Annotated in this window: 13 protein-coding genes; 5 read left to right on the top strand and 8 right to left on the bottom strand. The window is 62.7% G+C overall.

Going from position 1 to position 13,297, the window contains the following annotated elements; translation table 11 throughout:
- Positions 1–15: 15 nt before the first annotated feature.
- On the bottom strand, positions 16–1,038 hold the full coding sequence (locus tag JN280_RS38040; protein ID WP_202309318.1) for an amidohydrolase family protein: 1,023 nt from the start codon (positions 1,036–1,038) through the stop codon (positions 16–18).
- A 54-nt stretch (positions 1,039–1,092) separates the two neighbouring features.
- Positions 1,093–2,199 carry an alcohol dehydrogenase catalytic domain-containing protein gene (locus JN280_RS38035; protein ID WP_202309317.1) on the bottom strand — a complete coding sequence of 369 codons (1,107 nt, stop codon included), beginning with the start codon at positions 2,197–2,199 and terminating at the stop codon, positions 1,093–1,095.
- Between the two features lie 227 nt (positions 2,200–2,426).
- On the opposite strand from JN280_RS38035, the gene JN280_RS38030 reads away from it, so the two are divergent.
- Positions 2,427–2,783, top strand: coding sequence for a DoxX family protein (locus JN280_RS38030; protein WP_202309316.1), 357 nt, complete (start codon positions 2,427–2,429; stop codon positions 2,781–2,783).
- A gap of 55 nt (positions 2,784–2,838) precedes the next feature.
- The gene (locus JN280_RS38025) at positions 2,839–3,441 is read left to right on the top strand and encodes a TetR/AcrR family transcriptional regulator (protein ID WP_202309315.1); all 603 of its coding nucleotides are present in this window, start codon (positions 2,839–2,841) and stop codon (positions 3,439–3,441) included.
- A gap of 122 nt (positions 3,442–3,563) precedes the next feature.
- On the opposite strand, the gene JN280_RS38020 is transcribed toward JN280_RS38025, so the two are convergent.
- The 6 genes from JN280_RS38020 to JN280_RS37995 all read right to left on the bottom strand — a co-directional run bounded on the left by JN280_RS38020 (position 3,564) and on the right by JN280_RS37995 (position 10,393).
- Positions 3,564–4,724, bottom strand: a complete 1,161-nt coding sequence (locus JN280_RS38020; protein WP_202309314.1) for an MBL fold metallo-hydrolase — start codon at positions 4,722–4,724, stop codon at positions 3,564–3,566.
- A 29-nt stretch (positions 4,725–4,753) separates the two neighbouring features.
- Complete coding sequence (locus tag JN280_RS38015) at positions 4,754–6,367, bottom strand: bifunctional 3-(3-hydroxy-phenyl)propionate/3-hydroxycinnamic acid hydroxylase (RefSeq protein ID WP_244742711.1); 1,614 nt, start codon at positions 6,365–6,367, stop codon at positions 4,754–4,756.
- A 22-nt stretch (positions 6,368–6,389) separates the two neighbouring features.
- Positions 6,390–7,427 carry an Ldh family oxidoreductase gene (locus JN280_RS38010; protein WP_202309313.1) on the bottom strand — a complete coding sequence of 346 codons (1,038 nt, stop codon included), beginning with the start codon at positions 7,425–7,427 and terminating at the stop codon, positions 6,390–6,392.
- A gap of 32 nt (positions 7,428–7,459) precedes the next feature.
- On the bottom strand, positions 7,460–8,341 hold the full coding sequence (locus JN280_RS38005; RefSeq protein ID WP_202309312.1) for an alpha/beta hydrolase: 882 nt from the start codon (positions 8,339–8,341) through the stop codon (positions 7,460–7,462).
- A gap of 84 nt (positions 8,342–8,425) precedes the next feature.
- A complete protein-coding gene (locus JN280_RS38000; protein ID WP_202309311.1) occupies positions 8,426–9,328 on the bottom strand; it encodes a VOC family protein in 903 nt (300 codons plus the stop codon).
- A gap of 99 nt (positions 9,329–9,427) precedes the next feature.
- Positions 9,428–10,393: a fumarylacetoacetate hydrolase family protein gene (locus JN280_RS37995; RefSeq protein ID WP_202309310.1), complete on the bottom strand. Its 966-nt coding sequence runs from the start codon at positions 10,391–10,393 to the stop codon at positions 9,428–9,430.
- A 224-nt stretch (positions 10,394–10,617) separates the two neighbouring features.
- Here JN280_RS37995 and JN280_RS37990 point away from each other — a divergent pair, with 224 nt between their 5' ends.
- The 3 genes from JN280_RS37990 to JN280_RS37980 all read left to right on the top strand — a co-directional run bounded on the left by JN280_RS37990 (position 10,618) and on the right by JN280_RS37980 (position 13,180).
- Positions 10,618–11,364: an FCD domain-containing protein gene (locus tag JN280_RS37990; protein WP_244742708.1), complete on the top strand. Its 747-nt coding sequence runs from the start codon at positions 10,618–10,620 to the stop codon at positions 11,362–11,364.
- 99 nt (positions 11,365–11,463) lie between these two features.
- Positions 11,464–12,582 carry an alcohol dehydrogenase catalytic domain-containing protein gene (locus JN280_RS37985; protein WP_202309308.1) on the top strand — a complete coding sequence of 373 codons (1,119 nt, stop codon included), beginning with the start codon at positions 11,464–11,466 and terminating at the stop codon, positions 12,580–12,582.
- 58 nt (positions 12,583–12,640) lie between these two features.
- Positions 12,641–13,180, top strand: a complete 540-nt coding sequence (locus tag JN280_RS37980; protein WP_202309307.1) for a cupin domain-containing protein — start codon at positions 12,641–12,643, stop codon at positions 13,178–13,180.
- Positions 13,181–13,297 lie beyond the last annotated feature (117 nt).

Here is a 13,297-nt window from a genome sequence, read left to right as displayed (position 1 = left end):
GGTCGGCGCCCGCGCCTACCGGCCCTGTGCCTTCAGCCGCGTATCCAACCTTGGATAGACCATTCGCGCATTGCCCTCGAACACCGCCGCGCGCTCCGCCTCACTCAGGGCCAGCGCGTCGATGTAGCGCCGCGTGTCGTCGAAGTTGAAGCCGGTCAGCGGATCGACAGCCTTGACTGCGCCCAGGAGCTCCGAGCCGAAAAGGATGTTGTCCGATCCTGCCACACGGAAGAGCGTATCGATGCCGGCCTGGTGGTAGACGCAAGTGTCGAACCAGACATTGCGCATCAGATGGGCGGCAAGGTCCGGCTTCTCCAGCATCATCGCCAGGCCGCGATAGCGGCCCCAGTGGTAGGGGGCCGCGCCGCCGCCATGGGGGATGATCAGCTTCAACTCCGGGAAATCGCGGAACAGGTCGCCCTGGATAAGCTGCATGAACACTGTGGTATCGGCGTTGATATAGTGCGCACCTGTCGTGTGCAGACAGGCCGAGCACGCTCCGGATACGTGGATCATTGCCGGTACGCCGAGATCGATCATTTTCTCGAACAGCGGATACCAGTAGCGGTCGTAGATCGGCGGCGCCGACCAGAACCCGCCGGAAGGATCGGGATTGAGGTTGCAGCCGACGAATCCGAGTTCCAGCACGCAGCGCTCCAGCTCGGCCAGTACGGGCGCGAGGTCCCCGCTCATCGACTGCGGCAGCTGGCACACCCCCGCGAAGTTCCGCGGGAACAAGCCGACGATGCGAGCGACCAGGTCATTGGAAATGCGCGACCACTCGGCGTTCACGGCCGCGCTGCCGACATGGTGACCCATGCCGGACGCGCGCGGCGACAGAATCGTCAGGTCGGAGCCGCGCTCGGACTGAAGTCGGAGCTGGTTCTGCTCGATCGTCGCGCGCAGCGTCTCGTCGCCGATGCTTGGATAGTCAGGGCTCGCTTCACGCTTGCCTTCGGCGAACTCGATCTGCGCCTTCCGGAAGGCGTGATGTTCCGGTGGTTCGGTCGTGTAATGGCCGTGACAGTCGATGATCATGGCGTCCTCCCGTTGTGTGTTCACGCGGCGCGAACCTGGCCGCGCTACCCGGGCTCAGGGTTCCAGCACGTAGTTGGTAAAGCCCCCATTGCCCGAGGCGACCCCATTTATGGCCTCGTTGATCCTGTCCAGTGGATAGGTCCTGGCCTCCAGCACGGAAAGGTCGAGGGCGCCGGATCGCACCAGTTCCGCGATCTCCATCCCCTCGGCCGTGCTCACCCAGGCCGAGCCGATCAGTGTCATGGAATTGTCCATCCACCACTTGGTGTTGAACAGCATGTCGCTGCCCGTGCCGCCGATGTTGACGATCCGGCCGCCGCGCTTGACGCCCGTCATGGCGTCCTTCATCGCGTTGACGTCGGCCACGGCGCCCAGGCAATCGACCATGAAATCGGCACCCGCCGGGTCCTTCGAGCGGACCCAGTCCGCGACCTCGCCATCGAGGTTGGACAAGATCTCGATTCGGTTTGGCGAGAGCGCCTTCAGCTTCTCCAGCAAGGGCTTGCCGCGCGCGACGGCATAGATCCTTGAGGCACCCATGGCGAGCGCGAAGAGCGTCGCGCCGACGCCCAGCGTGCCGGTAGCGCCATTGATGATCAGCGACTTGCCGGCCAGGATACCGAGCTTCTTGAGCGCGGAGTAGGCCGTGCCGAGGTAGCCCATGCGGGCCGCCTGTGGAAATGTCATGTTGTCGGGGATCTTGACGATGGCGCTCTGGGGCGCGCGCATGAACTGGGCGAAGCCTCCCTCGGGATAGCGCTTAAAGATCTCGAGGCTGTTCCGGTTGAAGCCGAAATAGCCGTTGAAGGTGAAGTATTCGCACTTCATCTGCTGGCCGCTGGCGCAGGCGTGGCAGGCGCCGCAAGAGCGCAGCGGATTTACGTACACACGGTCTCCGGGCTTGATCGCCACCACCTGGTCGCCAACCTGATGCGCCACGCCCGCGGGGTCGAGACCGAAGATGGCCGGCTTGGGCGGCAAAGGCTGGTGGGGATACCAGGTCTCCCAGTTGTTCAGCACGTTGGCCAGGTTCGGGACCAGGCCGCAGGCCTTGACCTCGACGACCACATCGGTGCCGGCAGCCATCGGCTTCTCAACATCATCGATCCGCATCGGCTCGTTTACGGCGTGCAGCCGTGCGGCCCTCATCATTATTGTCATGCCACTTCCTCCCAGATCCTCAAGCGCGAATGCCTAATTGACATTCGCGCTAGACTGTGGATACCGTATCGTATCTGAAATGGGTGGCGCAAGAGGCATTTTTCGACAATCCATCGAAGCTTGCCCTTCGGCTCCCATTTGCGCGCTATCGCAGGATCGCGCCGACTCGAGAATTGACTGAAGACCGGGGCGAACAGGGACCCCGCATAAGAGGGAGGAAGTGTCTGATGTTTGAGCTGCCTGTGCCACCGCAGGACCTGCTTCGCATCCTGTGCGGAATTTGGTTCGTGCCGCATGTTGTGGGAAAGATCCGCAACTTCACGAAGGCGACGGCGACCTTCGAGGCTGCCGGGCTCAAGCCCGGTCGTGTCTTCATCGTCCTCACAATCGCGCTGGAGGTCATGGCGGTCGTGGGCATGGTGTTCAACATCTATCCCAAGGTGGCGACCGGCTGTGCGGTGATCGTTCTGCTAGGGGCTGCCTATGCGGTGGTGCGCATAAACGGTTCGAAGTGGCGCTGGCAATTGATGGGCCCCGAGTTCCCCGTCTTCTGGGCCCTTGCCTGCGTCGTGTCGGCACTCTAGCTTCCGGGTGATCGGATACGGATGGTATCCAGATACGTCTTTGGAAGGATTTGGGATGGCGCGGCTAACCCGTGAGCAGAGTCAGGCCCTGACACGCGAGGGCCTGCTTCTCGCTGCGAGCGAGATCGTCTCGAGAGACAGCTACTCCGGCGTGACAATCGAACGCATCGCTGAGGAGGCCGGCTTTTCGAAGGGCGCCTTTTATTCGAACTTCGCCAACAAGGAGGAGATTTTCCTGCAACTCCTGGAACTCCATGCCGGTCGAGCGGTTGTCGAACTGACGGACCGGCTGGAGGGGATAGAGGACCCGGAACACGCAATCGATTCTCTTTGCGGTTGGGCTACTCAGCGAGCGAAAGACAAGCGCTGGGGCGCGCTGGCCGTCGACCTCTTGACCATTGCCAGGCGCGAAGACGCGCTCGAAGACAGGCATCTGCGGCTGTTCCGCGACCAGTGGGAGGGCCTCGGCAGGCTGCTGTCGCGTAAGTTGTTTCCGGGGTATAGCTGCGACCTTGAGCCGCTTTATGTCGGCGGTATCGTCATGGAATTGATCTACGGCGGCATATCGTCCTTCATGGGCGAGGAGACGCCGGGCGATATGCTGCGCGCCGCGCTTACTTCCATGCGCCAGGCCCATCTCCACCGCCAGGCGGGCTGATTCTGCCTCGCCGGCCGAACGAAACAAACGCAACAGCCCGGCCTTGTTTGCGCTCAATTCGGGTGAACCTGACCCGAAGGTTGGCGTCGGCGGGCGGAGCCGCCGACGCCGGGCCTTGAAGCTCACCGAGGCCATTCAGCTCCACGCATCAGGATCACCGGGCTGCCGTCGCCGATCTGGAACTGCATCAAGTCCTCGCCCACGACGAGCGGGCCGCCGTAGCTTGCCCGCGTCTCCGCTATCACCTCGTCCCAACTGGGCAGGCCCTTCGGTCCCGGCAAAAGGCCCTGATGAGAATAGACCGCCATCTTGACCGCCGCCCTAGCGAATACTTCTCCGGCCTCGCGCGGCGTCGTGTGATGAGCGAGGATCTTCGCGTAGAGCGGGTTGTCAGCCATGTCGGCTGGCGCGCTGGCAAATTCGTGGATGAGCAAGTCGGCGCCCTGCGCATTCTCGATGACGTTCCCATCATATTTCGTGTCGCCGCTGAAGACGACGGAATGACCATCGTAGTCAATTCGGTAGCCAACCGCCGGTTTGATCTTTTCGCCATGGTTGACCGGAAATGCTGTTACCTTCACGCCATTCTTCTCGAACACGATGCCGTCCACGAATTCTGTCGCCTCGATCTTCATGGCGGTCGGATCGATCCCCTCGTCGGCCTCGCGTATGGCTGCGTCGGCGGCGTACATCATCGCTAGCCCCCTGGTCACGTCCGCCGTGCCCCTTGGACCGTAGGCCTGAAGAGGCGCTCCGCGTCCGCCGAGCGGCTTCCAGTTGAGGTAGCCGGTGGCAAAGAGATCCGGAAGCCCGCCGATATGATCCGAGTGCAGGTGAGTCAGGAACACGCCGTCGATCGATCCCAAAGGCATGCCGAGCTGGAAAATCCGCGTGGCCACGCCTCGGCCGGCATCGACCACCAGATTCATGCCGCCCGCCTGAACGAGATTGGCGAATCCGAAACGACGGATATTGATGGTGGGCGTACCGGTTCCCAGCAGCGTCACCACCATCTTCGGCTTCGTCTCCGCATCTTGCGCGGCCGACGCATGAATGCCGGCGCCAATCAGAGCAACCGAAAGCAGTGCGAGTCGAATCGTCGTTGTGTTCATTTGTTCCTCCCTTGTTCGAATTTCCCGGATCGCTGGCAGTCCTCTTTGCTCCAACTGGGCGCAATCAGCCGCTCTGGGATACCGAAAATAATACAAATACCATAAGGTATCTGAGGTGACAATGTCGGGCGAGATGCCCCGCTCCGCGCAACTTCCAAGACGAGAACGCATCGGCACCGGTGCAGCCCGGTTGTCCTCGTCTAGTGGCAGGTCCCGCTAAGTCTGGCGTGCAGCTTCTCGAGCAGGCGTTTTGCGTCGTCGATGGTGGCCGCGGTGCCGAAGACAAGATGATCGGGCCGCACGAGCGCCGCAACGGCGCCCTTTTCGGCCAGCCAGGCAGCGAACACACCATGCTGCTCCACCAGCGGCGATGGATGGGAGTGGTCCTGCGCTATATGGTGCACTGCCACGCCTGTCCTGCGAGCGAGGCGCAATAGGTCTGGAGACGCATCCGCGGCCTGTGCGATGAGGAGTCGAAACCCGCCTGGGATGGCATCGTCCAGCCGCAAGCGTCCGGCAGGACCTTCGACCCAGGGCTGAGGACATGGCTCCCCGGTGCCAGGGTTGACTGAACCGTCGGTCGCGTCCACAAGCCCGTGGCGGATCGGCGGAAACAGGTTCTGTCGGATCTGAATTCCCTTGCCCGCAGCCATCGTGGCAATCATTTCCGCATCCCGGGCACGGGCCTTTTCAGGTTCAAGCTCGCAAATGATCTGCCCGAGGCGCTTGGTCGCCTCGATCACATCGCGGACAAATGGCTTGCGTTCGGCCTCGTAGGTGTCGAGAACATGCTCCGCACCGCCATCGATCACGTGCGCCAGCTTCCATGCCAGGTTGGCGGCATCCTTGATGCCCTGCGTCATTCCCTGGGCGAGGAAGGGCGGGGTCATGTGGCAGGCGTCGCCCGCCAGGAAAACGCGTCCGAGCCGCCATTGTCTGGCGACGAGGGCGTGGAAATTGTACGTTGCCGACCGCCAGACCCGCCCCTGGCCAGGACGCAGCCATGGAGAAAGCAGTTCCTGTATCCGTTCTGGCCGGTTGATTTCGGCGGGGCTTTCGCCAGGCATGACCATGAATTCCCAGCGCCTCAGTCGACCAGGACCGCGCACATAGGTGCGGGGGCGTGCAGGATCACAGAACTGGATGTTCGTTTCCGGCAGTCGTGCGTTCTCGTCCTCGAGGATCAGGTCGACAACCAACCAAGGCTCGTCGAAATCGAGATCCTCAAGTTCGATGCCGAGCCCGCGGCGGATGAAGCTGTTGGCGCCGTCGCAGCCGACAACGAAGCGGGGCCTGCGCTCGATCAATGCGCCGGTTGCGCAGTTCCGCAAAGTTACTCGCGGCTCGGCCGGATGTTCCAGTTTCACGATCTCCACGCCGGTGTGCGTGCGCAGATTGGAGAACCTTCGTGCGTTGACGCGCAAAGCCTCCTCGAGCCGGGGCTGCAGAAAGGTCTGGTACGGCGGCCATGCAAGCGGATGTGGCTCGGGTGGAGACTCGAGCCTGCGAAGCAGGACGCCGTCGGCGGAACGGTATTCCGAAGGACGATACTCCCCCAGTGCCGGCGAAACCGCGGTCGAAGCGCCGATTTGCTGAAAAACACGCATGACTTCGTGGTCCAACCCGATCGCGCGGGGGAGGGCATGGACTTCGTCCGCGGCGTCGTACCCCTCGACAACCACGCCCTGTGAGGCGAGTAGGTTGCAGAGCGTGATGCCGACGGGCCCGAGCCCTACGACGACAACATCGCATTTGCCGTCGGGAATGAGTGAGTCACCGAACTGGTCCTGTGGGTTCGCCATTCGCACTTCCATCCGTGTTTGGCCGGCGGCGTCGCTAGCGGAGGAACGCTGGGAGGCCGACCCCCAGCTTCTGTGCGGTCTCGATGAGGTTCTTGGCAGTGCCCGAAGGCAGCGGAATACCGGCGGCATCGCGCTCCCGTGCGGTCTGGTTTCCGCGTTCTCCCGGCAGCATGACAGCGTCAACGCCGGCCGCAGGCTCGAGCGCATGAATGGCATCGGCCAGTTCTTCCGCCGAAGAGGTGAAGACGGAAGCATCGCCGAACGCTGCGGGATCGAGCGCCATGGCAAGGCCGTTGAAGCCGCCCTTCTTCTCTCCGCGCAACACCGGTCCGATCACTGCGTTGCCCACTAGGACGCTGGACAGTATCTCGATCATAAGCGAGAGGCCCGACCCCTTGGGTCCCGCCATCGGGAGGATTGCGGCGACGGCATTCGGATCCTCGGTTTCGACGCCGTTGGCATCCACCGCCCAGCCCTTCGGGATGGGCTTGCCGGTATCCTTCGCCGCCATGATCTTGCCGAGCGCGACGGCCGCAGTGGACATGTCCAACACCATCGGCGCTGCCCCGCCCGGCCGTGGCACCGCGATGGAAAGCGGATTGGTCGACAGTGCCTCGCCTCTTGCGCCGTGATAGCTCATCAGCGGCCTGGAAGCCGCCATGGCTATGCCGACCAGCCCGCGCTCGGCAAGCTGGCTGGTGAAAAAGCCGATGGCACCGGCATGGGAGATTGCTCGCGCTCCGCACCAGCCGATGCCGAAGGCCCTCGCCAGCCCGCCAGCCTTCGCGCTGGCATGCCCCATGGCGACGGCGCCCGGCGCCTTGCCGTAATCGTAGACGCAGGTCGCGCCGAACTCGCGGACGAGTCGCGGCTCCTGGCCTGCCCGGATCACTCCGGACTCGACCATCTCGACATAGCGCGGGATGCGCAGCACCCCGTGCGAATCCGCACCGCGCAAATTGGCCCAGACCAGCAGTTCGGCGGTCTGGCTCGCCTCCCGGGGCGTGAAACCGCCAGCATGCAGGAGCTGCGCCGCGAAGTCGGTCAATTCGGATGCTTGAACCACTGGCATGCTATGGATCTCCGGTCTCGGCCAGGCGCCTGTCAGGCGGAAGGCGTGGCAGGAAAGAACTTGTCGAGCCAGCCCTTCATCAGCATCCTGGTCCGCGGCGCGTCGTTGGGCGCCAGCGGGAAATGCGCGGTGGTGTCGATGAGCATGAGTTCGGTCGGCTGGCCGGCCCTTTCGAACATGCGGATCGATTCGATGGTCGGCGTGATGATGTCGTTGGCCGTGTGGAACAGGAGCAGCGGCCTCGGCGCGATGTTGGCGACCACGTCGTCTGCGCGGAAGTTGTACATCGACCACGCGGTCTCGACGGGAATTTCCATGATCGCCTTCGGCGAAAGGTTCCTTCGCAGGTGTTCGGGAATCGGCACGGCATCAAAGCGGGACATCCAGAGGCTTTCGCCGGTTTCCTGCTTGTGCTTGCGGCCATTCTCAAGAATGCCGATGAACTTGTTCCACGATTCTTCCGTAGGGTGCTGTCCACGGAACTTGCGCTCGCCGTCGCCCCAGCCGCAGGAGGACAGGCAGCAAGCTATCCGGTCGTCGACCCCGGCGGCATAGACCGAAACCGCGGCGCCGAAGCTGTGGCCGGTGATACCGATGCGCTTTGGGTCGATCTCGGGCCGCCTGGCCAGAAAGGTCAGCGCATTCTTGGCGTCGACAACCTGGTCGAAGCATCGCACCTGCGCCCGCTCGCCTTCGCTTTCGCCGCAGCACCGGAAGTCGAAGCGCAGCGCAGCGTAGCCAAAGGACTCCATCATTTCGGCCTGGATCTGTGCGTGGCTCTCATCCTTGGAGCCGACAAAGCCGTGGCAGACGATGAAGGCCGGAAGCTTCTGGCCGGGCTCGTAGCCGTCGGGAATATGCAGGACCGCCGAGAGCTTCAGCCCGTCCGATTCGAAGGTGAGTTTTTCCTGCATCGCGGGTTTCCTCTGCTATGCCAGGGACGCGGACCGAACGCCTGCCCATCCTCGGTTGGGACGGTGCGTCGGCCCGCTCCAGAGTCAGTCGATCTTGGCGAACGGGGAGCGATGCTCCCGCCATTCCAGCGGTGCGGGGGAGCCCCAGACATTCATCTGCCGCACGTTGCCTGGCCGCTCGAGGTTGGTGATGACATTGGGTTCGAAATGCGCCTCGTCGGCAACGGTGTGCATCGCTCCCGAGCACTCGACCATCGTGCCGGAGGAATCGAGATAGTAGGCGTAGGTGTTGTCGCCGGGACGGTGGCGACCTGGACCCCAGAGCACCTGACGATCGAATCCGTCGAGAATGTCGCCGAGGCGGCAGTAGTCACTGAAATGGTTGAACTCGAAGGAATAGTGGTGGAGCCCGACGGCTCCCTTGACGAGGCCGAGGATATGGTGCTGGCGGTTGCCGCCGTACATCCAGCTCAGGGCGTCGTTGACCAGGCGCTCGGTAAGCCGCATGCCACAGATGGCGCTGAGCTGCCGCCGGGTGGCCTCCGGGTCCGGCGTTATGATGTTGATGTGGTCGATGCGCCTCGGTTTGATGCCGTGGGTGGGATAGCGCGGATTGTACATCGCGTCGCGCGTCGGGGTGTGGACCTCGAAGCGCAGCCCCTCGGGCGTCGCGAAGGTCACGCCGGCATCGCAGCAATCCATGCTGGGTTCGGTGGATAGCACGCGACAGCCCGCTGCCGCGACGCGCGAGGCTGCTTCCACGACGTCCTGGGCGGTCAAGGCCTCGAGACCGATCGTGTGACAGGAGTTCTCGTCCGATTCGAGCAGCACGAGTTCGGCCTTGCGGCCGTTGGAGCTCAGCCACGCCTCGCCGCCGTCCTGCCTGGTGACGCGCAGCCCGAGTATCTCCGTCGAATCGTGAATCATCGCGGCCACGTCGCGAACGTTCAGCTTTATGTGGCCGATCCCAAAGACCAGATGCGTCATCACTGTCCTCCACCGTATGCGGGAATGGCTTTGCCAGCCTCATAGCGCAAACCGCGAGGATGGACAAGAATTTTCGAAAAAATATGTCTGTTACGAAATTTAGAGGCGCGCATCGCCCGGTGCGGCCACCCGGTTTCGCAGCGTGCCGATACCGGGGATCTCGACTTCGACTTCGTCGCCCGGAAACAGAAATTCCGGAGGATTGCGGGTCGATCCGAAGCCCGAGGGCGTGCCTGCGACGATCACATCGCCCGGGTCGAGCGGAGCGAAAGTGGTGATGTAGGAAATCAGCCAGGGAATATCGAAGATCATCCTGCCCATCGAGATTGCCTGCTTCGTCACTCCGTTGACCCTGGTTTCCAGTGCCAGCACAGTCGGGTCAGGAATCTCTTGCGTGCAGACCATCCAGGGACCGAAGCCGCCGCTTCGATAGAAGTTCTTGCCCGGGGTGAACTGCGTCGAGTGCTTCTGCCAGTCGCGAACGCTGCCTTCGTTGAAACAGGCATAGCCGGCCACATGCCGCATCGCGTCCGCCGCGGCCACGCGATGCGCGCGCCTTCCGATGACGACAGCCAACTCGCCCTCGAAGTCCAGCCTGTCAGATGCGGCAGGCTTCAAAATCTCCTGACCATGCCCGACCTGCGCCTCCGCGTGCCGCGTAAAAAGCAGCGGGAAGGTCGGCGCCTCCTTGCCTGCCTCGTGAAAGTTCGTGGCGACGCAGAAGATCTTGCCCGGATTCGGAATGGGCGGCAGCAATTCAACGTCGGCAAGGGGTAGCACGGGAAGGTTGCGCTTGCAGGGCGTCAATCCCGGAAACCGGTCTGCGAGATAGGATTTGAGGTCGACTGGCGCGCCAGGCATCGCGTCCAGACGCAGTATCGTGTCGCCCTCGACAAGGCCATAGCCGGGGACGGATCCATGTGTGAATGAAGCAAACCTCAAGACTTCTCCTCCTGGGGACACGGCACCGGAGGATAGGCATCTCCACCCGCTAGTAAACAAAAATTTCGAAAAAATCGATGAGCTGTTGGACGACGAGAAGACCTCGCGGCTGCCGAGCCGCATCGAGGAGCCCGACCGGGTCCGGAAGAGGCTATTTTTCGTCAAGCGGTGCCGCTTCCCTGCGAGCTTGAGTTGTATCTGCGCTGCGGCTCTGAATGGTGGCTCGAGACAAATTCGAAAGAATTGAATATTTCGAAAAGGCAGATAGGTTTGCGGTTGAAGGCGATATCGAGGCGACTGCGGCGTCGCAAATTGACGCATGGCGGGAACGCAGCGGAGGAAGCATCGTGGCGGCCACAACCAGACAGAAAGGCGAGACGCGTGCCGCCGATGTCCTCCAAAGGATGCGATCCGATATTGTCGCGTGTGTGCTCAAGCCCGGCGAGCGATTGCGTTTCGAGGCGCTGCGGGACCGCTATGCGGTCAGTTTTTCCACGCTGCGGGAGGCGCTCTCGCGCCTGGCGGCGGAGGATCTCGTGCTCGCCGAAGGTCAGCGCGGCTTCCTCGTCGCGCCCATCTCCATCGATGATCTGAACGACCTCACCAATGTGCGCGTGCTCGTCGAACGCGAGGCATTGCGCCTTTCCATGCTGAAGGGCGACGACTCTTGGGAGGCGAGCATCATTGGCACCTTCCACCGCATGGAGCGGATGCAGCAAAGGCTCGGCAGCCAGTACTATTTCGAACAGGTATGGTCGGCCGTTCACGCCGCGTTCCACCTTTCGCTGGTCCGCTCCTGCAATTCGCCCAACCTGCTAAAGTTCCGCGAGAAACTCTTCGAGCGCGCTCATCGCTACCGGCGAATGTCCTCGCAGTTTCGGACACGTTGGCGGGAGAAGGACGTGCAGCACAGGATGATCATGGACCCCGTACTTGTCCGCGACGAAGCCCGCGCGGTCGCTCTGATCGACCGTCACATCCGCGAGACGACCGAGAACGTGATCGAGCATGCCGGCCATCTTTTTGTCGGGCTGGGGGCGGGCACGGCGCAGCCTTTGAGGGGCGCGCTTGCTTCAGTTGCGAAAAAAGCTTGATATTTCGAAAAAACTGTGCGACCTACGGAAATCATCCGTGGGAGGCCTATCCGCGACGAATTGGTCCGGCATTGGGCGGATTGAAAGGGAGGTTTCGACATGAATGCAATTCCGAACACCATGACGGCCGCGCGCATGCATGAGGTGGGTGGCCAATTGAAGATCGAAGAGGTGCCGGTTCCTCAGCTTGGTTCGATGGACGTTCTGGTCCGCGTCCGTTCCTGCGGCATCGTGCCAAACCTCGCCAACATCCTCGCCATGTGGCCGACCTGGTTCCCGCACATGCCGCAGCCGCCTCTTCCCGCGATTTTCGGCCTCGATCCGGCAGGCGAGATCGCAGCCGTTGGCAGCCAGGTCCACAGCCTGAAGGTAGGCGATCGCGTCTATGTCAATCCGGGACGCTCCTGCGGCTCGTGTCGTCACTGTCGGCGTGGAGACACGATCTCCTGCCGCTACTATGCCTTCCAGGGCTATTTCGGCTTTACGCCCGAGTCCGTCCAGACCTTCAAAGATTACCCGGTCGGCGGCCTCGCCGAATACATGGCCGCTCCGGCCTCCGCGATCGTGTCGCTGCCCGACAATCTCAGCTTCGATCAGGCCGCCCGCCTCGGTTACATGGGCACTGGCTACTCGGCGCTGAAGAAAGCCAATATCGGGCCAGGCGATACGATACTCGTAAACGGCATTTCAGGCACGCTCGGCATCTCCATTGCCGTGTTCGGCCCCGCCTTCGGCGTCAAGAAGATCCTCGGGACGGGCCGAGACCGCCAGATGCTCAAGGAGATCGAGGCGCTCGCGCCGGACATCATCGAAACCCATTCGCTCGAGGACGGCATGCCCGACGAATGGGCCCGCGCCATGACCGGCGGCGAGGGCGTCGATGCATTCATCGACTGCAACGGCCCCGGCACCCCGCAGGAGCCATTCCTGGCCGGTCTCAAGGCGCTACGTCGCGGCGGCACAGCGGTGGACATCGGCGCGGTGATGGGCGCAGTTCCCGTGGATGTCCACATGCTCATGGACCGCAACCAGCGGCTGGTCGGGTCAGCCTGGCTGACGACGTCGGAAGGGCAGGAGATGGCCGATTTGATCGCCATCGGCAAGGTCAGCTTCGAAATGCTCGAGACGCAGGTGACGCCGCTCGCCAAGGTGAACGATGCCATCTCCGGCATTGCACAGCGCCATGGCGGGTTCTCGAACTTCGTGATCCATCCGTGATTGCGTACGTGGAAGCATGCTGATACCAAAAAGTATCTGAGAAAGGGAGGTTCTCGATATGAAAGTTCGCCGCGTCGTCACCGGCAAGAATGCCGAAGGCAAGTCAGTCGTCATCTCGGACGGATCCTCGCCGCGCGAGATGGTTCTGAAGCACACGCCGGGTTTCGTTTCGTCGCCGCTATGGAAGCACGAGGGAACTCCCGATCTGTCCAGGCGCGACGGCGCCGATCTCATGAGCTCCGGCGGCACGATGGTCTTGCCGGCTGGCGGATCGTCCTTCTGGGTGATCACCTTCCCGCCGGACAGCGTGCTGATGTCGCCGGACTGGAACCCCGCCGTCGCCGGCCCGGAACTCGGAGAGGCCTCTCCTGGCATCGCTGAAAGGATGGAGCCGGACAATCCGGGCATGCACGAGACCCCGACGGTCGACTATGTCACCGTGGTCAGGGGCACGGTCGTTCTGGAACTGGACGACGGCAAAACCGTCGAGCTGCATCCCGGTGATACGGTGGTTCAGCAGGGCACGCGGCATGCGTGGCGCAATCCCGCCAGCGAACCGGCGACGATCTCGGTGGTGCTGCTCGGTGCCAAGACCTGAGACGTTCGTCCGCACCCTCGCCGCTTCGGGCTCGCGTAAGCGCGGACTCGGCTAAATGAAATGAAGGTTTGCGCCCGCCGCCGCCTCCCGACCGGCGTTCCCCAGCGGAGCGCCGGT

Source organism: Mesorhizobium sp. L-8-10, from assembly GCF_016756635.1.
In the GTDB taxonomy this organism is placed as follows: domain Bacteria; phylum Pseudomonadota; class Alphaproteobacteria; order Rhizobiales; family Rhizobiaceae.
Note: the sequence above shows the minus strand (reverse complement) of the source record. Positions and strands in the feature narration are given on the sequence as shown.

What these genes read in the sequence shown, in the direction of transcription:
- JN280_RS38040 (WP_202309318.1), bottom strand. Translation starts at nt 1,038, where the DNA reads ATGATCATCGACTGTCACGGCCATTACACGACCGAACCACCGGAACAT.
- JN280_RS38035 (WP_202309317.1), bottom strand. Translation starts at nt 2,199, where the DNA reads ATGACAATAATGATGAGGGCCGCACGGCTGCACGCCGTAAACGAGCCG.
- JN280_RS38030 (WP_202309316.1), top strand. Translation starts at nt 2,427, where the DNA reads ATGTTTGAGCTGCCTGTGCCACCGCAGGACCTGCTTCGCATCCTGTGC.
- JN280_RS38025 (WP_202309315.1), top strand. Translation starts at nt 2,839, where the DNA reads ATGGCGCGGCTAACCCGTGAGCAGAGTCAGGCCCTGACACGCGAGGGC.
- JN280_RS38020 (WP_202309314.1), bottom strand. Translation starts at nt 4,724, where the DNA reads ATGCGTTCTCGTCTTGGAAGTTGCGCGGAGCGGGGCATCTCGCCCGAC.
- JN280_RS38015 (WP_244742711.1), bottom strand. Translation starts at nt 6,367, where the DNA reads ATGGAAGTGCGAATGGCGAACCCACAGGACCAGTTCGGTGACTCACTC.
- JN280_RS38010 (WP_202309313.1), bottom strand. Translation starts at nt 7,427, where the DNA reads ATGCCAGTGGTTCAAGCATCCGAATTGACCGACTTCGCGGCGCAGCTC.
- JN280_RS38005 (WP_202309312.1), bottom strand. Translation starts at nt 8,341, where the DNA reads ATGCAGGAAAAACTCACCTTCGAATCGGACGGGCTGAAGCTCTCGGCG.
- JN280_RS38000 (WP_202309311.1), bottom strand. Translation starts at nt 9,328, where the DNA reads ATGACGCATCTGGTCTTTGGGATCGGCCACATAAAGCTGAACGTTCGC.
- JN280_RS37995 (WP_202309310.1), bottom strand. Translation starts at nt 10,393, where the DNA reads ATGCGGCTCGGCAGCCGCGAGGTCTTCTCGTCGTCCAACAGCTCATCG.
- JN280_RS37985 (WP_202309308.1), top strand. Translation starts at nt 11,464, where the DNA reads ATGAATGCAATTCCGAACACCATGACGGCCGCGCGCATGCATGAGGTG.
- JN280_RS37980 (WP_202309307.1), top strand. Translation starts at nt 12,641, where the DNA reads ATGAAAGTTCGCCGCGTCGTCACCGGCAAGAATGCCGAAGGCAAGTCA.